The organism is Streptomyces sp. NPDC020731, from assembly GCF_044334705.1.
Taxonomy (GTDB): domain Bacteria; phylum Actinomycetota; class Actinomycetes; order Streptomycetales; family Streptomycetaceae; genus Streptomyces.
Genome location: NZ_JBIRTN010000007.1, coordinates 53497 through 78521 on the forward strand (window position 1 = coordinate 53497; position 25025 = coordinate 78521).

The window sequence follows — 25025 nt, forward strand, 5'->3', positions numbered from 1 at the left end:
CCATGGCCGGCAACTATTCCGCCGACATCCAGGCGATTCTGCAGGGTTCCAGGCACCTCGCCGACGCGGTGCGCTACGGCGACGAGATGCTGCCCCGGTTCGAGACCGGGAACGCCCAGTACTCGGGCTGGTGGGGCGAGGAGGGCGGCGACGACGAGTTCGCCAACTCGGTCGGCGAACAGGTCCGGCGCGAACAGCAACAGGTGACGGAGACGGTCCTGGCCATCACCAGTGGGTTCATGGCGCTGGTCGACGCGGTCGCCGCGGAGGCCGACCACGTGCAGCGGCCGCAGACCCAGGCGGTGGAGGACATCGAGGCGCAGGGCTCGGAGAGCGAGAACAGGCGCTGAATGGCCATCATGTTCCCGCCCGGTCTGCGGGAGTTCATCGAGGTCTGGGTGGGCGCGAACGTCGCCACCGGCAACGAGGACCGGGGCTTCGACAGCCGTAACCCCTACAAGCGGCTGGCCGACGACGTCAGGGACCTGTCCGACGCGATGAAGGGAGCGATCTCCACCGCGGGGAGCTCGCTCCCGCCGCGGATCGCCGACGAGTTCGTCGCCGCGATGAAGCTCTTCGTCGACGACAACGGCCAGAACCACCTGCAGAAGTTCTCCGACGAACTCCGGGACATCGGCGCCCGGCAGGTGGACCGCTCCATCAAGCTGTCCGAGGCGAAGTACCAGATCCTCATCGAGTTCATCCTGATGAACATCGAACTGGCCCTGATCGCCGCGCTGGCCGTCTTCACCGGCGGTACGTCGCTCACCGAGATCGCCATCCAGAAGGCACGCACCGCGCTCACCATCCTGCTGCTCCTCCAGCGGCTGGGACGCGCCATCCCCACGCCGCTGTCGGTGCTGCTGGAGGCGATCCAGGAGGCGTTCGTCTCCTTCGCCTCGCAGCTGATCTCCATGACCGCGCCGGACGACCCCGAGCGCCGGCGCGACAAGTTCGACTGGAAGGACATCGGCCAGTCGGCGGTCGCCGGCGCGTTCGCGGGACTCTTCGGGGGCGTCTTCGGTGAGGTCGGCGGAAAGTTCATCAACAAGTACTTCAAGAACAACAATTTCTGGAAGGAAGCGTCCGAACTTCCGTTCACCTTCGTCAACGAAGGGCAGGCGGAGACCTTCGCGGAGGCCTTCACCAGCCTCATCTTCCTGGGCACGTTCACGCTCAACCCGAGCACGTTCCTGAGCGCGGGCCTCAGCGGCCTGGTCTTCGAAGCGGCCTCCACCGGTGCGGAGTACGGCGGCAAGTGGCTGAACGACAAGTTCTTCCAGAACCTCGACTTCGGCCCCGACGACATCAACGACGTGACGAACGTCGGGGGCGGGAACAGCGGCCCGTACAAGGACACGAACCGGTACGAGGACATCTACGACGACGGGGTCGCCGACTTCACGGAGAACCCCGGCTACGTCGCCGAACCGCTGCCCCTCCCCGACACGGTCTCCACCACGGATTCCTACGACAACCCCTACACGTCGCCGTACCGTTCCAGCACCTACGACGACGCCTCCTCCATCAGTGACATCAGTGACATCAGTGACATCGGCGACAACGCGTCGGTCTTCAGCGACGTCAGCGATGTCTCGTCCCTCTCCTCCCTGTCGTCTTTCCAGGACCACGGCCAGGACTACGGCGACGTCAACGACGTCAACGCGTACGGGCAACCGGGGACGGTGGCCGGCGGGGGAGTCGGCGGGCCGACGGGACCGGGGGTGTCGGGCGCGGGCAGACCGCCGTACTCCCCCCTCCCGACGAACGCGTCCACGGACGCCCACGGGAACTCCGCCGTCGACGACGTCGACACCACGGTCCCGGAATCCGCCCTCGGCCGGAACACCCCGCCGGCCTCGCGGAACCTGGACACCGACACCGTCTTCTCCACGCTCAACCCCCCGGTGGCCGAGAACCCGGAGACCGACTGGACCGACGGCACGGGCAACGGCCCGGGGAACATCCCCTCCACCGTCGGCTCCTCCGCCCCGGAGCCGCCGTCGGCCCGGACGGGCGGCAACAACGTCGTACCGGACGACTCCGAACGCCAACGCCCGGTGGACGTCGGCACGACACGCTCCGGCGGCAACACGGACACCACCGACGACGCCGACAGCACCCGGAACGCGGGCCGCAGGGGGAACTCCGAGGACGACTCCCGGGACCCGGAGACGTCCAGGACTCCCGAGACCCGGTCCATGCCCGACCAGCAGGACCAGCAGGACCAGCAGGACCGGCCGAACCCGCAGACGCCCCTCGTGCCCCCCGCCGCACCCACCCCGTCGGCCACGGCCTCCCCGGCCACGGCTTCCCCGGCCCCCGCCTCGCAGACCACCACCCCGCAGCAACGGCCCCAGGCCATCCCGTCCGGTGAGCACCTCACCGACTCCACGGACACCGACGCCGTCACCACCGACGACCCGGCGGCCGGCGTCACCCCGGACGGCACCCGTGCTCCCTCGCCCGGGGAGTCCGAGCGGTCCGGCCCGCCCTCCACGGTGCCGGAGACCGGGACCACGTCCGAAGTCCCGCCGCCCTACCGGCCCGTGCGGACCGAGTCCGAGGAACCGCCGACCACCGCTTCCCTGGTGGAGCCGGCCCCGGTCGTCTCCACCGAGGTGCCCCCCGTACCGCCCGCCGTCGCCGACGAGACGCCACTCGGCTCCAGGGCGCCGGCCGGGATCCCGATCGATCCCTCCTCGGCGCCCGGCTCCCCGGACTCGATCGACATGATCATGGACTGGGAGGACGGCGACGAGTCCCTGAGCGACTCGCCCGAGCCGTCACCGGCCACCGACGACCTCGGCCACCAGCTGCTGACGAGCGTGTTCGGCCCCGGCATCGAGACGAACCGGATCTACCCCGCCCTCCGTGACACCCTCGTCCACCTCGACCAGCTCCGGCAGGCCGATCCCGCTCTGCGGAACGCCCCGCTCGACCTGGACGGCCTGACCCGCCGGGTGCTGCTCCTGGACACCGCCGCCCCGGTGACCGAGGCGCAGCGCAGCGAGCTGTTCCGGGTGGCGATGGACCCGGCGGTGGAGTCGGCGGGCAGCCTGGCCGCCCTGGCCGCCTTCCACCTGGAGATCCGTGGCGCACTGTCCCCCACCCAGGCGCTGACCACCGCCGACGGCGGCGTGTGGGGCCGCAACTGGACGAACACCACGATCCTCGACCTCGACCTCACCGAGGTGGGGAAGGTCGCCCGGCAGCCCGACGGCACCCTGGGGCGCGGCGACGTCCGGCCCGCGCCCTGGCACCGGCCCGGTGAGCCGGAACCGTACGTCGTGATGGCGGAGGGCGACCACGAACGGATCGTCGTACGCGGCTACGACGGCGCCCCGCGCCAGGTGCCGCTCGACGTGTTCGCCGAACTGCTGGCCCGCGACCCCCGGCTCGCCGGGCTGCCCCCGGACACCCCCGTGGTACTGCTCGTCCCCAACGCCGGTGCCCGCGGCCTGGATCTCCCGCGCCGGGCGGCGGACCGGGTCGGCAGGCAGGTCTGGTCGGCCAACGGCACGGTGAAGGTGTCCCCGCAGGGGGACCCGTCACAGCCGTACGTCGTCTCCTTGCTGTTCGGGGACGGGCTGCCGCGCGCCGACTGGATCCGCAGCACCCCCGGCCAGGTGCTCGACCCGGCGGAGCGCGAGAACGCGCCGGACTGGGAACGCGAGGTGCGGTCGCACAGCGTCGTCACCGACCGGGGCACCACCATCGGCAGAGGCGTGTTCGAGGACTCCGAGGCCCCGCGCCGGATCGCGGCGCTGCGGCTCGCGACGGAGTCGTCGGAGCTGTGGCACTACGACCCGACCACCGGGGAGTCGGCCAAGGACGACGACCCCGTTCCGTTCGCCGGCAAGCCGGTGTACGTCTTCGGCGCCCACGCCCGGCCCGGCGCGACCCGGGTACCGACCACGACGGACCCCAGGCACCACACCCGGCAACGGGAGACCGGCGGGATGCTCAAGCGGCGTCCGAGCCTGGCGCGGCTCCCCCAGGACCACGCCGTGCTGATGGAGGCATGCTCGAGCGCCAAGCCGCCGGGTGTGGTCCGTACCCGCAGGGGCATCGACGACACGTTCGTCCCCGACCCGCTGGCGGTCGTCAGCGAGAGCCAGCACGTCGCCAACGAGACCGGGCGCACGGCGTACGGCGGCACCCACATGGTCAGCTTCGCGACCCTGCCGGACGGGAAGTTCGTCCACCGCCTCTACACGGACTCGCGGGGGCGGCGCGGGACGTGGGTGGAGCACCGGCCGGAACCCACCGGCGCCCTGCTCGACGACCGCGCCCGCGCGGCGGGCCTGCACACCGACCCCGGGCAGCCGGTCACGGACGCCACCCGCGAACGGACCTTGCGGCTGGTCCGCGCGCTGCGGCTGACCTTCGGTGCGGCGATCGAGGACGACAGCCGGTACGGCGACCTCCTCGCCGGCATCGGGGCGCTGGAGACCATGCGCGCCGCCGATCCGTCGCTGCGCGACCTCGGACCGTTCTCCATGGACCTGTTCGAACGCGCGGCCCATGCCGGCCGGCAGGGTTCCCCCGGCCCCGACACCTACCGTGACCTGCTCACCCGGGCCACCGACGCCGTACGCCGGCAGCCGAGCACCGTACTGTCCGACTTCGTCGCCCTGCCCCACGTCACCGCGGCGGCGCGGCGGCTGGGCGGTCTCACCCCCTCGGACCTGGACACCGAGGCCGCCCGCGTCCTGCGCCTCGACGGCGGCCCGGCGGCCGTCGGGGACCCCGAGCGGGCCCGGTCGTTCTGGGCGACGGTGAAGGCCCTGGAGTGGGAGAGCCGGGTCCCCGACCCGGACGCCCTCACCGGCGGGATCCTGCACCTGGAACAGCCGGACCCGTCCCGGCGCCCCGACCTGCTGCACCTGGTCGCCCAGGCGGCGGCCGTCGGCGTCGACGTGGACAACCCGACCGAACTGGGCGCCTTCCACCTGGAGACGCTCGGCGCCCTCTCGACCGAGACCCGGCTCCGTGACGCCGACGGCGCGCCGGCCGGCCGGCATTGGGCGCAGGCCCCGCCGAACGTGACCATGGTGACCGACCGCGTCGTCGTCGCCGCCCCGAAGCCGGGTGGCGGCTTCTGGCCCGTGAGCCAGGAGCGACCGCCGTGGAGCGCGCCGGGCGGCCCCTCGGCCTACACGGTGTGGGCCGGAGGCGGCCGGGACCACCTGCTCATGAACCTGCCCGGCGGACTTCGTGTCCGGGTGCCGTACGAGGAGGTCGCCGAGCTGCTGGCGCGGGACCCGGTGCTGAACACCCGCCCGGCGGACGGCACGGACATCGTCCTGGCGGTCTCGAAGGCGGCGCCGACCGCCGGACCGTCCACCGCGCCGACCGCCGGACCGTCCACCGCGCCGACCGCCGGACCGTCCACCGCGCCGACCACCGACGCCACCCCGGACACTGACCCGCGAGCCGTCATCAGCGCCGGGACCGGCCGCGCCGTATGGGCATCGCAGGGCAGTGTCGGCCTGGCCGCCACCGGGGTGTCGCGGCCGTACGTCCCCACCCTGCTCCCCGGCGTGCCGGGCCGTCCGGCGGCCGCAGACTGGACGGCCGTCCGCCCCGGCGACCCCACCGCGCCGGGCACGCGTGTGCCGGCCGGCGGCGGCACCGGAGTGGACGACGTCACGTTCGCGGACCGGGACGGGGACGCAGCCACGAACCGACGTGATCCGGGAACGGCCGGGAGCGCCGACCTGCCCCTGCCGGACCACCTCGACGACGACGTGTTCGGGGACACCGTCGAGGCCGCCCCGGTGCCGACCCCCGAGAAGATCCGGCACCGGGAACTGCTGACGGACGTCTACGGCCCCGACATCCCGTCGAGCCCTCTGTACCCCGACCTCCGCGACGCGATCGAGCGCCTCGACCGGCTCCGCCGGGACGACCCCCTGCTGAACCACGGCCCGCTCGACCTGGACGCCGTGACCCGCGGCGTGCTGCTCCTGGACTTCACCGCCCCGGTGACCGACGCGCAGCGCGGCCGGGTGCTGGGGCTGGCCTCGGCGGAGGCGGCGCGGTCGGCGGGCAGCCTGGCCGCCCTCGCCGCGCTCCATCTCCGGCGCCAAGGCGTGCTGTCACCCACCCACGCCATGACCACCGGCCTCGACGGGCGCCCCCGCGGCCGGGACTGGACCACCGCTCACGTCCCCGGCCTGGATCTCACGGACACCGGGAGGACGGCACTCCGGTCCGACGGCAGCCTGTACCGCGCCGATGTGAACACCGCGCCCTGGCACCGTCCCGGTGAGCCGGAGCCGTACGTCGTGAGGGCGGACGGCGATCACGAACACATCGTCGTACGCGGCTACGACGGCGCCCCGCGCCAGGTGCCGATCGATGTGTTCGCCGAACTGCTGGCCCTCGACCCGGAGCTGGCCGGGCTCCCGGCCGACGTTCCCGTGGTGCTGCTCGTCCCCCATGCCGGTGCCCGCGGTCTTGAACTGCCGCGCCGGGCGGCGGACCGGGTCGGCAGGGACGTCTGGTCGGCGAACGGCGGCGTGGACGTGACCCCGCGGCAGGACCCGTCACAGCCGTACGCCGTCTCCCTGCGCGGCGGCCGGGGCGATCACCGGGCCGACTGGATCCGCAGCACCCCCGGTCAGGTTCTGGACCCCGCGGAGTCCGCGAACGCCCCCTACTGGGAGAGCGAGATGCTGTCCCACACCATCGTCACCGACCAGGGGCCGATCGGCCGGGGCGTCTTCGGCGGCACCGAACCCCCGCAGACGCTCGCGGACCTGCGGTACGCGACGACGGCGACGGATCTCTATCACTACAACAAGGTCACCGACGAGTGGACCAAGGACGACGACCCCGTTCCGTTCGCCGGCAAGCCGGTGTACGTCTTCGCCGCCCACGCCCGGCCGGGTGAGACCCGGGTGCCGACCCGGTCCAACCCGAACCACGGCACCCGGCAGGAGCGGACCGGCGGGATGCTCAAGCGGCGTCCGAGCCTGGCGCGGCTCCCCGAGGACCACGCCGTCCTGATGGAGGCGTGCTCCAGCGCGGCACCGCCGAGTGTGATCCGCAGACGCCGGGGCGTCGACGACACGTTCGTCCCCGACCCGCTGGGCGCCGTCAGCGAGAGCCAGCACGTCGCCAACGAGACCGGGCGCACCGTGTACGGCGGCACCCGCACGGTCGGCATCGCCTGGCGGGACGGCGGGCCCGTCCACTTCCTCCACACGGACTCGCGGGGGCGGCGCGGCCAGTGGGTGGAGCACCGGCCGGAACCCACCGGTGACCTGCTCGACGACCGCGCCCGCGCGGCCGGCCTGCACACCGACCCGGTGGGGCCGGCTTCGGAGGAGACCCGTGAGCGGACGTTGCGGCTGGTGCGCGCGCTGCGTCTGACGTTCGGGGTGACGATCGAGGACGACAGCCGCTACGGCGAACTCCTCGCGGACGCAGGCGCGTTGGAGGCCATGCGGCACGCCGACCCGGTGCTGCGCGACGCCGTTCCGTTCAGTCTGGACCTGTTCGAGCGCGCGGCCCGCGAGATCCGCGCGACGGAACACGGCGACCCGGCAGGTGAGTTGGGGCCCGACGCCTACCGGGACCTGCTGGCCAGGGCCGCCGACACGGTGCGCCTGAATCCCGGCGCGGTGCTCACCGACTTCGTGACCCTGCCGCACGTGACGACCGTGGCCGAAGGGATGGACGGTCTCACGGACCAGGAGGTCGACGACGAGGCCGCCCATGTCCTGGGGCTGGACCCGGACACGTCGGCCATCGGGCGGCCCGAGCGGTCCGAGCTGTTCTGGGCGATGGTGAAGACCCTGGAATGGGAGAGCAGGACCCCGGACCCGGACGCCCTCACGGGCCGACTGCTCCACCTGGACCGGCCGGACCCGGCCCGGCGGAGCGACCTGCTCGACCTGGTCGCCCGGGCGGCGGCGGCCGGCGTCGACGTGGACGACCCGACCGAACTGGGCGCCTTCCACCTGGAGTCGCTGGGCGCGCTCTCCCCGGACACCATGCTGTTCGACGACAAGGGCGCGCCGGCCGGCCGCCATTGGGCGCAGGGCTCGTCCGCCGTCAAGGTGGACGTCGACAGCGCCCTCGTCATGGCGGCGACACCGGACGGCGGCCATCGTCCCCTGCGTCGGGCGAAGATGCCGTGGACCACCGACGTCACCAGGCCCGCGCCGTACTTGGTGTGGGGCGAGAGCGGGCCGGACCATCTGACCATGAACCTGCCCGGCGGACTTCGTGTCCGGGTGCCGTATGAGGAGGTCGCCGAGCTGCTGGCGCGGGATCCGGGGCTGAACGCCCGCCCGGGGGCCGCCGATGTCGTCCTCGCCGCCTCGCACCCGACGCCCGGGGTGCGGCCGACACCGCAGGCCATGAGCGTCATCAGCGGTGGGACCGGTCGCGGCGTGTGGACGTCACCGGGTGCGGTGGGCCTGCTCGCACAGAGCGACCCGTCGAGCCCGTACGTCCTCTCCCTGCTCCCCATGGCGGACGGCCGGCGTCAGCGGGCCGACGACTGGTCGGCCGTCCGGCCGGGCTCCAAGCCCTCGACGGCCCCCGGCACCACGTTCGCGGTCGGCGCTTCGTCCGAGGAGCCGGACCTGACGGTGGCCCTTGTCACGAAGCCCCCCGAGCCGGATCCGCCCTCTTTGGACCGCCCGCGCCTCGACCTCGTCATGGCACCGCCCGCACGGACACGCCGTACCCCGGCCCGGTTCACGGACGGCAGGAGGATGCCCGGGTACGTCGACGACCTCCAGTCGTTGCTGCCGACCGGACTGACCGCCACCGAGCTCGAACAACTCCTCGCCAATCCGAGTACCTTCGGCCAGAGCACGGTCGTCCTGCGCGGCATTGAAGAGGTACTGGACGCCATCGACCGCGAACTGGGGAGGAGACCGGACGCCCGGCCCGCGGGCGGCACACAACTGCTGGACGACATCCGGCAGACGCTCCGGGACAAGCCGAAGACGCTGGCGGACGGCGAGGGGCGCCCGTTCCCGTACGTCAACGCGGACGGAAAGGTCCGCGTCCTGTGGGTCAGAGCGCGTCACCACGGCAACTGGGCCCCGTTCGACGACGGCATCGGTGACTCGACGAAGATCGACAGCATGCACCGGGCAGCCGCGACCTTCGGGCTGACCAAGAACATGCAGACCAACTCCCAGTACGGTCTCGGCGGCCCGATCGGCCCGGCGGGCGCGGCGGCGTTCGGCGGCTTCGGCCGTCTCGCCCTGCGGTTCGGCTTCATCGACAAGGTCGGCTACACGCTGACCGACCAGCGCATGAACCAGATGGAGACCCGGACGCTGGACAAGTCCCGGCCGTACCTGGACGACATCCACTACGAGATACGCGTCACCGACCCCGCCGGACGGGTCGTCACGGGCATCGACCCCGAACCCGGTACCGACCCCGACCCCGAGACCGACCCGGCCGTGCCCGCCCGCTTCGACTTCGGCGTCCGCAAGGGCCTCCTGGTCCGCCTCCCCGACAGCGTGACGAAGATTCCGAAGCCGGGCCGGATCCCCCGGTCGATCGACCTGGACCGCAACTCCCAGTACCGCTTCGTCCGCATCGAGGGGTTCGGACCGGTCGCGGGGATCCGCGACTGGGCGGCCGGACAGATCGGAGCCCTGCCCGGCAGCTCCGCCTACACCGAGCTGGACATCTTCTTCTCGGGCGACAGCTTCCAGCGGCACGGCGGCACGATGGCGCGCGGCCGCATCACCACCCCGCCGCTGTTCGCCGACGACAAGAAGAAGTCACCACTGGGCGTCTTCGTGGTGGAGGAGCTGATTCCGCAGACGGCGGTGCTCGTCGGCGAGACCGACCAGGCCGAGATGCGGGACATCAACACCTCGACGGTCCGCAGCGAACGGAGCCGGGCCCAGGGCAGAAGCCTGCTGCTGCAAGCCGTCGCCGGCCCCGCCTTCAACTTCTTCGACCCCGGCACGGCCCCCTTCGACCTGCGGCTCCAGTTCGGGCCGACCGCCCAGTACTCGTACGCGAAGACCTGGTCGGTCGGACTCGGCGCGGCCGGCACCCTCAAGTCGGCCGGACAGGTGAAGGGCCCCAGGACCGCGCTCTACCTGGTCGTGAAGTCGGTGCGGGTGCGGCGGGCCGGCGACGACGCGCCGCCGACGCGCTTCCTCACCTGGAGCCTGGACCGGATGACCAGCTCCGAGGCACGGCGGCTGGCCGGATGGGACGACGGGACCACACTCGCCCTGCGCAACGGCGTCGCTCCGCCGTTCGTCCCGGCCTATCTGACCGTGGACCGGCCGCGCACCCTGGGCATGCACCGGGTGAAGGAGTTCACCTTCGACGACGGCCTGCGCACCCGTGTCACCCCGGACGCGGCGGACGGCGTCGGCCGCACCCTGCTGGACGCGTTCGCCGACGGCGTGGTCGGGGCCATCGGAAATCTGAACCAGGGGCTCGTCGTTCCCCTCGACCAGCTGCTGCCGCCGAACCTGCCGAAGGGCTGGCGCACCCGCTTCAACGACCTGCTCGGACGCAAACCGGACCAGGTGCTCCGGGCGGCTCGGAGCCTGCCCGTGCCACCCCAGTGGAAAGACCCCGTCAAGTACCGGATCGCGCTCCAGAACACCCTGCAGGTCCTCGGCGTGCTGTCCCAGCAGAACGTCACCGCGAACCTGGAGGCGCTGACCACGATCGGCCTGCCGATCCGGCTCACGGACCCCGACTCCGTCGGACAGACCTACTACACCCTCCGGGTGCACGGGGCGCTGACCGGACGGCGGTACGAGGGCAAGGACGTCGACGAGGGAATGCGCTTCAGCGCCCAGGGCGTCGACCGGCTCGACGGCCAGACAAGCGCGAAACGAGGCCTGGACCTGGGCTTCGAGGGCACGTTCTCGGGCCGCGACAACAACGTCGACGACATCGCGGGTCTGCCCCGGAACACGCTCGGGCTGACCCTGGGCGCCCGCCGGGGATGGCAGTGGGAGGCGGAGACCGGCTTCGGCTCGACGGTCACCAACGAGCCGATGTCGGTGAGCAACCAACCCACCCACCTGTACCGCTACGACCTCTCCCTCACCGCGACCATGGGCGGCTACTGGCGGCCCCGCGGCCTGATCCGCGGCCTCGGCCTCGGACTGCCGGGACTGCTGGTCCTGGACGAGCCGGTCAACGTGCTCTTCGGCCGGACGCCGCTGGGCCACCTGCGGGGCGGCGGCCCGATGACCGGACAGGTGCTCCTCGGCGTCCCCGTCCAGCACACCCCCGACGCGGACCCGCACGCGGACGGGGCGCTCAACCCCTATCTGTCCGACGAGCCCGCACCCACGCCCATGCCCACCGAGCGGGCCCTCGCGCTGGCGAAGGGCGACCTCGTGCTGCCCGCCGGCACCGGCACGGGGCAGCCCGCCGGACGGCTCGCCGACCGCGGGACACCGCAGTTCAAGGAGTTCCGGCAGCACCCGTTCGTCATCGTGAACATGGTGCTGTCACCCACGCTGACCGCGGAGGTGAACCGGGTCCTGCGGACGGCGTCGGGCAGCGCCTGGCAACTGGTGAAGGAGGGCGCTCCCACCCGGGACGCGATCGTCCGCACCTTCACCCCCCAGCACCTGGCGTCGAGCTTCGACCAGAGCTCGGGGCCGCTGGGCCTGGTGGGCAGCGGCCTGCTGGGCAAGGGGCCGTACGGCGAGCTGTGGGGAACCTTCAGATACGCGACGACGGTCGGGAACCTGCGCGTCCTCACACCGCCGATGTCCATGGACACCGAGATGACGCTCGGCGGCACCCGCCAGGCGGCCGGCAAGATCAGCAGCAGCACCGGCTTCGTCTTCGGCGGCCAGCTGGTCTACTCCGTGGCCCGGAATCCGGGACACGGCCTCATGGGCGCGTACGGAATCGTCGCCAACCCACTCTCGACGTCCGGCGCGCACAGCCTCAGCGTCGTACGCACGGTCGTCGCGGACATGAACCGCAAGGGCTTCACCCACCAGGTGCTGGTGGCCGGCGACGTGCAGCACTGGTTCGCGCTGAACACCAGCCGACTGGGGACGGGCCGGATCGGGACGGCCGCGGCGGCCAGTGCCCTCGTGCCGCGCTCCCTCGCCGGAGCGGCGGGGACGGCACTGACCAGCCCGGGCGGTCTGCTGGGGCATCTGCCGGAGAAGAGCGCCCACCGGATGGGGCTGATCGACGACGGCATGGGCGACGTCCCCCGCTACACGAGTCAGGTCTGGACACCGCAGCCTTGGATGCGCGGCGTCGCCTTCGGCACGTACGCGGTGAACGCGCTGGACCCCACGGACGTGCTGCTCGCGTTCGACCGGCGGATCAAGCGGCTGGGGCTCGACGACGAGAGCCGGGAGCGGATCCGGCAGCTGGTGACGGGCCGCGCCACACGGGCGCTGAAGGGGGAGATGACGACCACCGGTCCGTCGACCCTGGTCAAGGCCGGCGGCTGGGGCTGGGACAGCGTCCGGATCGGCAGCCGGCGGGTGCGGGCACGCGTCGAACTGATCCCCGGGACACCCGTCTTCGACGGACTCGACCACAGCGCGGAACTGGAGGAGAACCGGCGGGCCATCGAGACCGCCCAGCGGAACTCGGAGTCCTCGGCCGGGGCGGACGTGGGCCTCCTGACCGGCCAGATGGTGTACACCGGCGACCCCCACGTCCCGGCCGCCGGACCCACGTACACCGAGAGCGGCTCGAACCGGAAGACGGTCGCGTCCAGTCACACGGTCACCACCGTCACCATCTACCGGGCGGCGTCCACCGAACCGCACGCGGAGATCGTCACCCCGTACCGGATGCGCATCACCCTGGAGGCCGACGACACCCCCAACACCGGCGCGCCGGCCGACACGGGACCGGAGGAGGCGACGTCCACGGCCCTCGACCGCTTCCGGGGCCGGCTGAGCATCGTCGAGGAGGAGGACGTCGGCGAGCTGCGCGAGCACGTGCCGCTCAGCCTGATGGAGCCGGCGCCGTCACCGACGGGGGCGGACGGGACCGGCACCTCCGGGGCCGCCCGGCTGCTGCCCGCGCCCGATCCGGCGGCCGACCCCGCCCTGGCCGGCGCGCCCCGCCCGGTACCTCTTCCCAAGGCGGGAGAGGCACTGACGGTCCGGGACGGGGACGGCGTCACGCGGCCGTTCACCTTCCCCGAGAACGGTATGCACCCCCGCGGGATCATCGGCATCGAGAACATCCGGATGGCCGGTGACCTCCTCCTCACGAAGGCGTACGACCTCGGCTTCTCCCTCCGGGCCCTGGAGGCCGAGGGCGGTCCCGACGACGACACCCTCACCGAACTCCTCCGCAGGACCAGGGACACCGGCCTGACCCGCCTCGGCACCGGCTCGGCGCAGGCGCTGGAGGACGGCACCAGCTCCACGGCGGTCACGGCGTTCTTCCCGCGCACCACCGAACCGGACGGCTACCAGGTGGCGGGGCTGACCGAGAAGTCCCTCGTGGGCACCGACACCGGACAACTGACGTTGCGCTCGGCGCCCGACTTCAGCCGCGCGCTGCTGCTGACGGTCGCCGACGGCAAGAAGCTGGAGGTGCTCAGACGGTACGGGGAGAACGCCGGCACGTCGTCGTCCGTCGAGCACAGCCAGTCCGCGAGCCTCGGCGGCGCCTTCCTGTACGACTCTCCCAACAACGCGGGCCTCAACCAGATCGGAGTCTTCGGTCCCGGCCCCAACGACCTGGACGGCGACGGCATGCCGGTCGGGGACGACCACCTGACCTCGCGCAACCTCAAGCCCAAGACGGGCCGGTCCTTCCTGTTCGCCGTCCCGGCCACCTGGACCGGCGTCGGCGACGTGCACCGGAGCATCGTGGATTCGAAGCTCGCGAACCGGATCCGCGGCGGGACCTTCGCCAAGGCCCGATCGGGTCCGCAGGCGATGGAGTCCGAGGCGTACGTCGTCACCTGGGTCCGGGAGGACGTCGCCCGCGAGCTGCGGATCATCACGGACGCGAACTTCCCCGAGAGCGTCTCGAAGGCGTGGGACGCGGTCGGCAGCGCGAGCAAGGCGTGGGTCGACGCGGACAAGGCCTACTGGAAGAAGCGGCGTGCCTCCGGCGGGCTGCGCGCGGACCTCGACGCCGCGCAGGCCGCCCTCGACGAGGCCGCCAGGATCGCCCGCGCGGTGGCACGCCCGGTCGACCTCGCCCGGACGGGCGTCGAGGACGCGGACCTCGCCCTGACACGGGCCGAGGCGGACGCGCGCCGCGACCACGGCCTCGCGGACGCGAACGTGGCCGCCGCGCAGGCCGAAGCCGACGCCTTCGCCGAGGACGAGTACGCCCAACCCGAGCACGACGGCTGGGCGGAGTTCCTGCGGGACGAGCAGGACGCCGCCCTGGCCCGCCTGGCCGCCGCGGAAGAGGCCGCCGGGAAACTGCGGAAGGCGGCCGATCTGCGGCTGGAGACCGCGCGCACTGAGAAGGCGTTGGCCGACGGGCGGCTCGACGCGGCCCTGCTGTCCGCGCGAGCGCCCGGCCGGGCCCTCGACGAGGCCACCGCCCGCCGGGACACGGCACGCGACGCCTTCGAGACCCGGCGCGCAGGGCTGGACGAACTCAGGGACACGGCGGACAGGGCCGCGGCGGAGTACCACCGGGTACGGTCCGGGGCGGACCAGCTCACCCGCTGGCACCGGCTCGCGGCCACCGCAAAGGGCCGGGCGGAACTGGACGGTCTCGCCGAGCCGCCCGCGGTGACGTATCAGGCCCCGCCCAAGGCGCCCGAGCCCAAGTCCCCGGCTCCGCCCCGCTACACCAGGACCGGTACGGCACCGGACACCGTGCTCACGTCCCCCATGAGCGAGACGTACACGCTCCAGGACGTGCCGAGGGACGGGGAGGCCTTCTTCCGCGCGTTCGCCCAGGGCCTCGAACGCGCCGCTCCGGGACTGCTGGCCGCGCAGGGCATCGACCTCGACGACCCACGGGCGATGTCCGACCTGCGCCGAAGGATGGCCTCCTGGCTCACCGACCACGCCGACGAGGACCTGCTGGCCGCCGTCGCCCCCGACCACACCGACGCCTTCAGCGCGGAGGAGATCGCCGCGGCGGGCCTGGACCTCGGCACGGACACCCCCGGCCGCCGTGAGTTCGACGCCCTCGGCGGTCTCCTCCCGCACGCCGCCGTCCTGACCCCCGAGGTACGGGCCGAACTGGCGATCACCCAACTCCTCCGACCGGGCGACGCGGCGTCCGAGGCCGGCTGGGACCACGCCGCCTCGGACCTGCTCCCGCTGCTCGCCGCACGCACCTTCGGTGTGCGCGTCACGGTGGTCGGGAGCGACGGCGCCTTCCAGGACTTCGCTCCCGAGGACCCGACGGGAACCCCGGCCCTCAGCGCGCTCGTCGGGCCGTCCCCGCACTCGGGCGCACATGTGGTCCTGAGCCTCGACGACCGCCACTACCAACTGGCACTGCCGACCGAACCGACACCACCGAAGGGCACGGACCCGCTGCCGAAGGGCATGGACCCGGCACCGAAGGGAACGGACCCGGCACCGAAGGGAACGGACCCGGCACCGAAGAGTGCTGGACCGGACCCTTCGCCGAAGGCCGCCGACCCCCTGCCGAAGGGGGCCGAGCCCCCGCCGAAGAGCACGGAACCGCCGGCGCCGGTCACGCACCCCCCGGCCCCGAAGGCGAAAGCAGCGGGACCGGAGGTTCCGGGGCCGAAGGACGGCAGGAAGGGCTCCGAGCCGGGGAGCGACAGCGGCCCGGCGAGGGGCCGCCGCGTACGGGTGCCCGGCACGGGCGAGTGTCTCCTCTACTCCTTCATGGCCGGCGACCCCGCGCACATCCGAACCCGGCTGCCCGGACTCGCCGCCACCGACCGCGCCGCGTACGACTGGCTCGGGAACCCCGACGCGGTGCGCGGCGAACTGCGCCGGCAGGCCGCGTTCGGCACCGGGCCCGGACCTTCGCGGGGCGCGCTGAGGGCCATGCGGTCCTATGTCGAGGACTATGTGGGCCGCAGCGGGGGGCGGCTGCATCCGCAGATCGTCGGTCAGTTCCGGCAGACGGTCGCCGACGCCTTCGCCGCACGCGTCCGGGGAATGGACCGGGCCGGGATGCTCGCCCTCCTCGACCACCACGGCGTCCGGCACATCCCCGTAGCGGAGGCCCTCGATCCCACCGACCTGCTGACGCGGTACGTCGACGCCCGCATGGCGTCGCGGCCCGCCGACCCGGAGCTCTCCCCGGAGGACGCCCGGGCCGTACTGCGGGCGGACGCCGAGAACCTGAGCCCGCGCCAGATGTTCGAACACCTCGCGCGGCACGACCTGCTGCCGGCGCCCGGCGATCTCGACGACCGCGCACTGGCCCGCCTGCTCGGCACCGCCTACACACAGAGCGCCGCACCGCTGGACGGCACGGAACTGCCCAGGCTCATGGACGCCGTCGTCCACTGGGAGCGCCGCTGGGGGACACCGGAGGGAGAGATCTTCCTGCCCCTTCTCGCGCACGCGTTCGAGCTGCGGGTCGACGTGGTGCAGTCCTTCCCGTCGGGTGCCCGACGGGTCAGCGGTGCCGGGCCCGACAACGCCACGCGGCAGACGGAGGTCTACTACAACGGCGTCAACCACTACGACGGCAGCGACGCCGCACCCCGCGACCGGTTCGGCGGCCCGGTCCTCCCGAAGCGGATCAAGGACGAGGAACGCGACCAGGACGGCGACGTACGGCTGAACCCGCTGTGGACCCCGCTGGACGAGGTGGACCCGGACCTGCTGATCACCGGGAACCGGGACGCGGTCTGGCTGTACACGGTCACCGATGACGGGCGGGTGATCCTGGGCACGGAGGACCTGAGCGGGATCATCACGCCGGAGCAGTTCGACGCGCTGCTGGCGGGGATGCGGGAGAAGGATCCCGATCTGACGGCCGAGTCGCTGCGCAAGGCGCTGGACGGGCTGGGCCACACCGGCATCGCCGCCGGTCACGTCGCCGCAGGCGAGGAGAACGCCGGCCGGACGCTGCCGGGCCGCAGCCGGGTGTCCGGGGAGTTCCGCTGGAGCGAGAAGCTGCGCTCCTGGGTGGTGAACGACAAGTCGGGCCGCTACATGAGCGAGACGGTCCGCCCGGATCTGGACGCCGCGGAAGCCGCCGACTGGCTGACCAACGTGGCGGCCCTGTTCAGCGACCGGCTGGGCGTCGTGGTCCGGACCGACCAGGTGAAGACCGCCGCGACCGTCCCCGCACCGCCTCCGGCCCCGCCGACGGCCCCCTCGCTGCTCACGCAGCCCGCCCCCCCGCCTCCGCCGTCGGCCCCCACCGCCACCCCGGCCGGCCGCGGCGTCCCGGATTCCCTGGAGGGGGCCGGGGCGGACAAGCAGGGCACGCCGTCCGGCGACGGCACCGGCAAGCTGGACGTCGCGCGCCGGGTCGGTGCCGTGCTGCACGGCCTCGGCCACCCGGTGGTGCTGTCCGGAGCCGCCCGCGCCCGGGTGCAGTTCGGCCGGTCCCGGCCGCTGGGCGCCGTGGAGTTCCAGCTGTCCGCGACCGCCCCGCCCACCGCCGCCGGGATACGCGCGGCGCTGGAACGGGAGCTGCCCGGGGCGTCGGTGCGGGTTTGGCCCGGCCCGGGCGGCGGCCGCGTCCTCGATTTGTCGGTGAACGGCGTCGACATCACGGTCACGACGGTGGACCGGCCGGCCTCCGGCACGGTCACGGTCGACGGTTTCACCGTGCCGGCACCCGCGGACTCCCTGGCCGACGCCGCCTTCGCCCTGGCCACCGGGACCGACCCGGAGCTGCGCGGACGCGACCTCCTCGACCTGCTGTGGGCGCTGCGCCACACCCCCGCCGAGGGCCCCCGTACGGTCACGCCGGCTCTCGCGCGCGAGGACGCCTACCGTTCCGCGCGGCCCGTCGGCGCCGCCCCCTCCCTCGCCGTACGGCTCAGCGAACTGCTCGACTCCGCCGCCCTGGACCCCGACGCCCTCGCCCGCCACGAAGAGACCTGGCGCACCCTCGGCGTCACCGACTCCGACCTGCCCGCGCTGCGCGCCGAACTGACCGCGCTGGCCGACGGGCTGCGGGTCCGTCCGGAGGTGACCGCGGACCCGGTCCGGGCGCTCGCCGCGCGGCTGCCCGGTCTGTCCACCGCCGACCGTGACGCGGCGCTGGCGTCGCTGCCGCCCGCGGACCGTGAGCGGCTGGCCGCCGATCCCGTGCTCGTGGACGCCCTGCGCGCCGGGCTCGCCCCGGCCGAGTTCGCCGCGGTCGCGGCGCGCCTCATGACGCAGGTGCCCGACGGCGTCGAACAGCCCGTCTCCGCCGGTGACCGGGCCCGTACCCAGATCGCCCGGCTGCTGCAGGACCCCGACGTCACGGCGCGGCTGCTCAAGGGCGGTTCGCGGGTCGTGGTGGTGCCCAAGGGCGAGGCAATGACGTCCCTGGACGCCTTCCGCTTCCTGCGGGGCGCCGTCACCGGCGACGGCCGCCCCTGGGACGACGTCCGCGGTGTCGGCACGCGCACCGCGGCCGTCACCGAGGAGAACCTGCTCGGCGAGCGCACCACCGTCAGCACCGGCCTGTCCGCCTATCCCGACGGCTACTCGACCACCCTGCACGAATTCGCCCACACCATCCACCTGCACGGCCTGGACGCCGTCGACCGGCAGCGCATCACCAACACCTTCCGCACCACCACACGGGCCGGCGAGGCGGGCAACTGGCCCGACGGCCCCCTCTACGGCCACGACGCCGACGGCCGCCGCAGCGCCCCCAACTACAGCAGCTGTGACGAGCTCGAGTTCTTCGCCCAGCTCACCAACGTCTACCTCACGGCCAACGGTGGCAACGACCCCTACACCGGGCTGCCCCGCAACAACGCAGGACCGGAGTGGGTGCGCACCCGCCAGCCCGCCCTGTACCCCCTGCTGCGCCGGCTGTACGGCGAGGGCCCCCGGCCCCGGCCCCGTCATCCGCGCGGCGTCGAACCGGCCCGTCCCCGCGGGGCACGTCCCGCGGACGTCAACCCCGTCGAGGCCACCGACGTCGAGAACGAGGCGCTGGCCCGTGCCCGTGCGCTGTGGGACGTCGCCGAGGGCGGCCGGGGCGAGGCCGGTGACTCGTACATGGCCGTCCGTGCCCTGTGGGACGGCACCACCGGCGCACACGCGCCGCAGCCGCACACCCCCGCGCCGTTGCCGCTGCCGCACCCCACTCCGGTGCCGGCAGTGGGGTCCGCCGCCGCACCGCCGCCCGCCGACGACGCGGTCCAGCGACGTCTTCAGGAACTGTGGGCGGTCGTCGACGCCGCCTTCGGCTCCCAGCCGCTCTCGCAGGAGCTGCGCAACGGGCTGTTCAACTCGCTGCGCGTGATCGAAGCGGCGCGCGCCGGGCACCCCCGCTTCGGCGCCGGCCCGGACCTTGACGGCATCACCCGGATGCTGTTGCACCTGGCGCCGGACGCGCAGGTGGACGCGGCCCGGCACTATGACGCCCTCACCCTCGTGAGCAGTGCCCACCGCCGGGGCAGGGGCGGCACCCTGGACGCCATCGCCGCCTACGGGCTGACCCGGCAGGGTTACGCGCAGCAGTCCGTGCTCAGCGGGGACGACGGCGCGCCGTACGGCAGGAACTGGACCGGACGTCCCGGTGTCCATCTGCACATGGACGTGGTCGCCGATCCCCGGGGCGTTCACCCCGCGCCCTGGGGGCCCGCCGCCTACGCGGTGGTGGCCGGCCGGAACGCCGGGGGAGCGGTGCTGGCGGACGGGAGACCGGTGTCGGACGAGGAGTTCGCCGAACTGGTGCTGCACGACCCGCAACGACAGCCGGACGTGCCCGTGGTGATCCTGATCGAGGAGGAGGGCGGCCGCAACGAGGCCCTCGCCCGGGTGATCGCCGACCGCACCGGCAGCCGCGTCTGGTTCACCTACGGCGACCTGCGGCTCGAAACGGCTCCGACCGGCCGCCGGGTGCCGGTCCTGGCCGCGCCGGCCGCCGGGAGCGATCCGGCGGGGACCTGGATCCCCGCCGACCCGGGACTGGTCCCGGACGACCCGGCGGCCACCGTCAGGGCCGCGAACAACACCGTCTTCCCCGACGCCGACATCCACTCGTATCCGCTGGTCACGGTCGACGGGCAGGCACTGACCGGGCGGGCGTTCCTCGACGCGCACGACATGGCGATGCGGGAGGAGGCCCTGCGGGTGGTGTCCGCCGTCCAGCACTACACCAATGAAGTGGAAGGGCTGCCAGGGGTGTACGCCGGGCGGCAGGGCGGCCTGCTGCCCCTGCCGCGGGGCCTGACCGACTCCTACGTCTTCGTCGGCCACGGCGACAGCGGACGCACCACCGTGCCCCGGCGCAGCACCCGCGCCAACCAGGCGGTCCACCCCCGGCAGCTGGGCCGGATGCTGGCGCGGCGCAGGAGCCTGCGGGCGCTGCCTCCCGAGGCGCCGGTGTGGTTGCTGATCTGCGAGATGTCCATGACGCGCGCCGACCAGGACCTGCTCACCCATCCCTCCTCCGCCCAGTACGTCGCCAACGAGACCCGCCGCACCGTCTTCACCGTGGACCGGCAGATCTCGCCGAGCGAGGCCGAGGGCGGCCTGCCGCCGCGCCTGGTCCTGGACGACGACCCCGACAACCCCGTGGGTCACATCGGGGAGTTCCCTCCCGAGCCCAGGACCGTCGCCCTCGACGCGCTCGCCGACCTGGGCGGACTGCCCGCCCAGGTGCCGGGGCGCACCGACCGGGCCCGGCACTGGGTGCGGGCCCTGCGGCAGACCCACGGCGTGCGCATCGACTCCGACCCGGCCCGTGAGGAGGAGTTCCACGAGCTGATCGAGGGCTTCGGCGCCCTCGAAGGACTGCGGTTCCAGGCGGCCGGCAACACCGACCCCGGCCTGCTCACCTGGGGCGGGCTCCGGCACATCGTCGGCCGGTACGCCGCCCGACAGGGCTGGGACCGGTCGCTGACCGCCGGCTCCCTGGCACACCTGCTGCGCGCCGCACGCGCCGGCCGGCTGCGGCCCTCCGACGCCGTGGAACCCACCGCCGCCGCCGCGCCGCCGGTTGCCACCGACACCGCCGCCGCGCCGCCGGTTGCCACCGACACCGCCGCCGCGCCGCCGGTTGCCACCGACACCGCCGCCGCGCCGCCGGCCGACACCGCCGCCGCGCCGCCGGCCGACACCGCCGCCGCGCCGCCGGCCGACACCGCCGCCGCGCCGCCGGCCGACACCGCCGCCGCGCCGTCGGCCGACACCGACACCGCCGCCGCGCCGCCGGTTGCCACCGACACCCCGGCCCCGACGGACACGGTGTCGCGGCCGGCCGGTCGGGGGGCCGTGTCGGCCATCGACGGGCGCGGGACCGTTCCCGGCGGCGCGGAGTCCGCCCCGGCGCTTGCCCCGTCCCGGTCCAGGGCCGCCTTCGAGCATCGCCACCGGGACATCACCGATCCGGACCAGCGCCGGCAACTCGCCGACCTGGCCGAGGCGGTCGCCGCCCGGACGGGGGCCGCCCGGACGGTGTGGCTGCCGACGGGGCCGTTCCGGCTCCTCGACCGGCGGCCGGCGGTGAACGAGAGCCTCCTCGTGCCGACCTCGACCCGGGACGACACGGCGGCGCACTGGTCGCAGACGTCTCCGCCCGAGTTGGCGGCCCAGCCCTCCGGACCCGCCCCCGACGTCATCACGGCCGGCGACGACATCCCGCTCCAGGCGCCGCCGCCCGAGGACGCCCGGCGCCAGTGGATCGCCGGCCGGGTGAGCGGGGAGGACCTGCCAGGCAACCCGCCGGGGTTCACCGGCGCCGAGATCGTCACCCTGGCCGAACTGAGGGACGCGGGCATCGGGATCACTCCCGGAATGGACGTCGAGGCACAACTCGGCGGCGGCGTGCGCGGCAGCGGACTGGCACCGCTCGACCAGGTGCGGCTGCTGCTGGCCCGCCCCGGCCCGTGGCCGGACGCCCTCGACGCCGTCGCGGCCACCGTTTCGCGCCGGATCTGGCGCTCGGCGTTCACGGACTTCGAGAGCGCGACCCCGGCCCCGAACGCCGTCCGGGCGTGGGACACGGCCCTCGGGCTGCTCCTGCCGGGCGAACCGGACTCCGTACTCGCGGACTGGCGGTACGCCGCGGAGGCGTACCGCGACGCGGTGCGCCGGCTCGCCGGACTCCTGGCGGCGGAAGGAACGGACCCCCGGACGGTTGCGCGCCACGCCGCCCGGTTCCGGGAGGTTCTCGGCTTGCCGCCCCTCGGGAAAGAGAACATGGGTGAATGAGATGAGTGAGCGGAGCGCGGCAGCGATGCCCACGCCCCCCGACGACATCGTCAAGGCTGCACGGCTCGCGCCGGAGCACTGGATCGGCATGACCGGCCCCGGCTGGCACGGCGAGGGCGTGCCGCCCGCCCGGGTCGTGGTCGGCCGCCGGCGCACGGGGGCGACCGGCGAGATCGAGGAGTGGGAGGACAACGAGGCGTACCGCCCCTCCCCGGAAGCGCTCGGCCGGCCCGAGCCCACCGACGACGTCGACGCGGCCCTCCAGCTCGCCGTCACCGGTTACGGACCGGCCGAGGACGTCCTGCGCGCCCTGGCCACCGCCGAGGTGGCGGTGCTGACCCTGCCGGACGGATCCCCGGTGACCGCCGCCGTGGAGGACGGCGGACTCGTGGTCCCGGTCTTCACCGCCCCGCCCCACCTCGACGCCGTGGGCGGCTTCGCCTTCGAACACGTCACCGTCCCGGCCCTCCTGGACCGCCTGCCCCCCGGCCACGCGCTCTACATCAACCCGGCCGGTCCCGCGGGCAGCGTGCTGGAGTCCGATCAGCTCGCGGAGACGATCGTGACCGGACCGAGCACCACCTGATTCCCGGCGCGCTCCGCCCCGCTCGACGCGCGCCCGGTCCATGGCGCAGACCCACCGCCGCGACCCGGCTGTCCCCTGCGCGCGGACCGGCCCCGTCGACTCCTGTTCGTCAGGCCCCGCGGCACCTGCGTGAAGTGGCAGAACCGCCGTGCGCCTCCTGACGCCGTCCCGCCGCACATAAGGTGGAGCCCATGACGTCAGCGCAGGAGAAGCCGCCGCGCGCGCTGCTCGCGGGGGCTTCGCGTCAGTGGGTACGGCTGCTGCCGTGGGGCGTGGCGTTCGTGCTGTGCGTCGCCCTGCTGCCCACCACCATCCAGGTGCTGACCGCCGACTACGGCCTGAACGGCGGCATCGCGAGCGCGCTGGCCGTCGCACAGTCGGCACCGCTGCTGCTCGCCGTCGTCCGCCCGCTGCGGGCCTGGTGCGTGATCTTCGTCGCGGACGTGGCCGGGGCGCTCGCCCTGCGCACCGTCGACTTCGAGGAGCGGCTCCTGTGGCCGTTCCCGCCCATGGAGATCGTCGGGTACGTCGGCCTCTGCCTCGCCCTCGGCCTGCGCGCGCGGCGCCGGACGCTGCTGCTGGTGTGGCTGGCGACGGCGGGCGCGGGCATCGGTCTGGGGTTTGTCGTCCCCGACGGTATGAGCAGCAACAGCACAGTGCTCATGATGCTCAGCGGCGTCACGCTCCTGCTTGCCGGTGCGCTCCGCGAGCGGCACGAGGCACAGCGCAGGCTGGCCGAGCAGGAGACCATCAGCGAGGCCGAGCGTGACCGGCGAACACTGCTGGAGGAGCGCGCCCGCATCGCCCGCGAGCTGCACGACGTGGTGGCGCACCACATGTCCATCATCACGGTGCAGGCGGACACCGCTGCGTACCGCCTCGACAGGCTGCCGCCGGACGCGCAGGAGGAGTTCACGTCCATCGCGGCGACCGCGCGCGAGTCACTCGGCGAGATGCGACGGCTCCTCGGCGTGCTGCGGAACGAGGAGGCGCACGGCGAGCTCGCGCCCCAGCCGGGCCTGACGCGGATCGGGCAGCTGGTGGAGGCGACGGTCAGGGCGGGCATGCCGGTGGAGTTCACCCCCTGCGACGCCGAGGTGCCCGAGACGGTGGGCCTGTCCGCGTACCGCATCGTCCAGGAGGCCCTGGCGAACGTCGTGCGGCACGCGCCGGGTGCTCCGACGCGGGTGTCGGTGTCGGTGCCCGTTTCGGAGTCCGTCACGGAGGACGGCGCGTGGCTCACCGTCCTCGTCGTCAACGGACCGCCGGCGGAGCCGCCCGCCGCGCCGCTCGAGGTGGGCGGCACCGGACACGGCCTCGTCGGCATGCGCGAGCGGGTACGGATCATCGGCGGCACCCTCGACGTGGGGCCGCTGCCGGACGGCGGCTTCCGAGTGGCCGCCCGACTCCCCCTGACCGAAGAGGACTTCACGTGACGACGCGCGTCATCATCGTCGACGACCAGGCCATGGTGCGGGCCGGCTTCGCCGCCCTGCTGGCCGCCCAGAGCGACATCGACGTGGTGGGCGAGGCCCCCGACGGCGCGCAGGGCGTCGAGCTGAGCCGACGCACCCGTCCCGACGTCGTGCTGATGGACGTCCGCATGCCCGAGATGGACGGCCTCGAGGCCGCGCGCCGCATCCTCGCGCCCCCACGGGGGGTGACGCACCGGCCGCGCGTCCTGATGCTCACCACGTTCGACGTCGACGACTACGTCTACGAGGCGCTGCGGGCGGGCGCGAGCGGCTTCCTGCTGAAGGACGCGCCGCCGGCCGACCTCATCGCGGCGGTACGCGTCGTGGCCTCGGGCGACGCGCTGCTCGCCCCCTCCGTGACGCGCCGCCTCATCGCGGACTTCGCCCGGCAACGTCCCGCCGCCCGGGGCAAGCCCGCGCTGCGGCTCAAGGCCCTGACGCAACGCGAGACCGAGGTCCTCACCCTGGTGGCCCGCGGCCGGTCCAACACGGAGATCGCGTCGACGCTGGTGCTGGCCGAGCAGACGGTGAAGACGCACGTGAGCCGCGTCCTCACCAAGCTCGACCTGCGCGACCGTGCCCAGGCGGTGGTCATCGCGTACGAGTCGGGGCTGGTGACCCCGGGCGAGTAGGACGGCGCGGGCGGCAGCCCGCCACTCCTCCACCCCCTACCGGGGTAGCACCTGCACATTGGCTCCC

Annotated in this window: 5 protein-coding genes; all 5 read left to right on the forward strand. The window is 73.7% G+C overall.

The features are described 5' to 3' along the window. Positions 1-2 precede the first annotated feature (2 nt). Positions 3-350 (forward strand): hypothetical protein, encoded by a 348-nt coding sequence (locus ACH4VX_RS12555; RefSeq protein WP_398367375.1) that lies wholly within the window; start codon positions 3-5, stop codon positions 348-350. Next, the gene (locus ACH4VX_RS12560; protein WP_398367376.1) at positions 351-22265 is read left to right on the forward strand and encodes a lonely Cys domain-containing protein; all 21915 of its coding nucleotides are present in this window, start codon (positions 351-353) and stop codon (positions 22263-22265) included. Positions 22266-22290: 25 nt separating this feature from the next. Further along, the gene (locus ACH4VX_RS12565) at positions 22291-22851 is read left to right on the forward strand and encodes a type VII secretion system-associated protein (protein WP_398367377.1); all 561 of its coding nucleotides are present in this window, start codon (positions 22291-22293) and stop codon (positions 22849-22851) included. Positions 22852-23042: 191 nt separating this feature from the next. Further along, entirely contained in the window at positions 23043-24287 is a 1245-nt protein-coding gene (locus ACH4VX_RS12570; protein WP_398367378.1) for a sensor histidine kinase, read from the forward strand. Then, a complete protein-coding gene (locus ACH4VX_RS12575) occupies positions 24284-24958 on the forward strand; it encodes a response regulator (RefSeq protein ID WP_398367379.1) in 675 nt (224 codons plus the stop codon). The genes ACH4VX_RS12570 and ACH4VX_RS12575 overlap by 4 nt, the downstream gene beginning before the upstream one ends. The last annotated feature ends 67 nt before the right edge of the window (positions 24959-25025 follow it).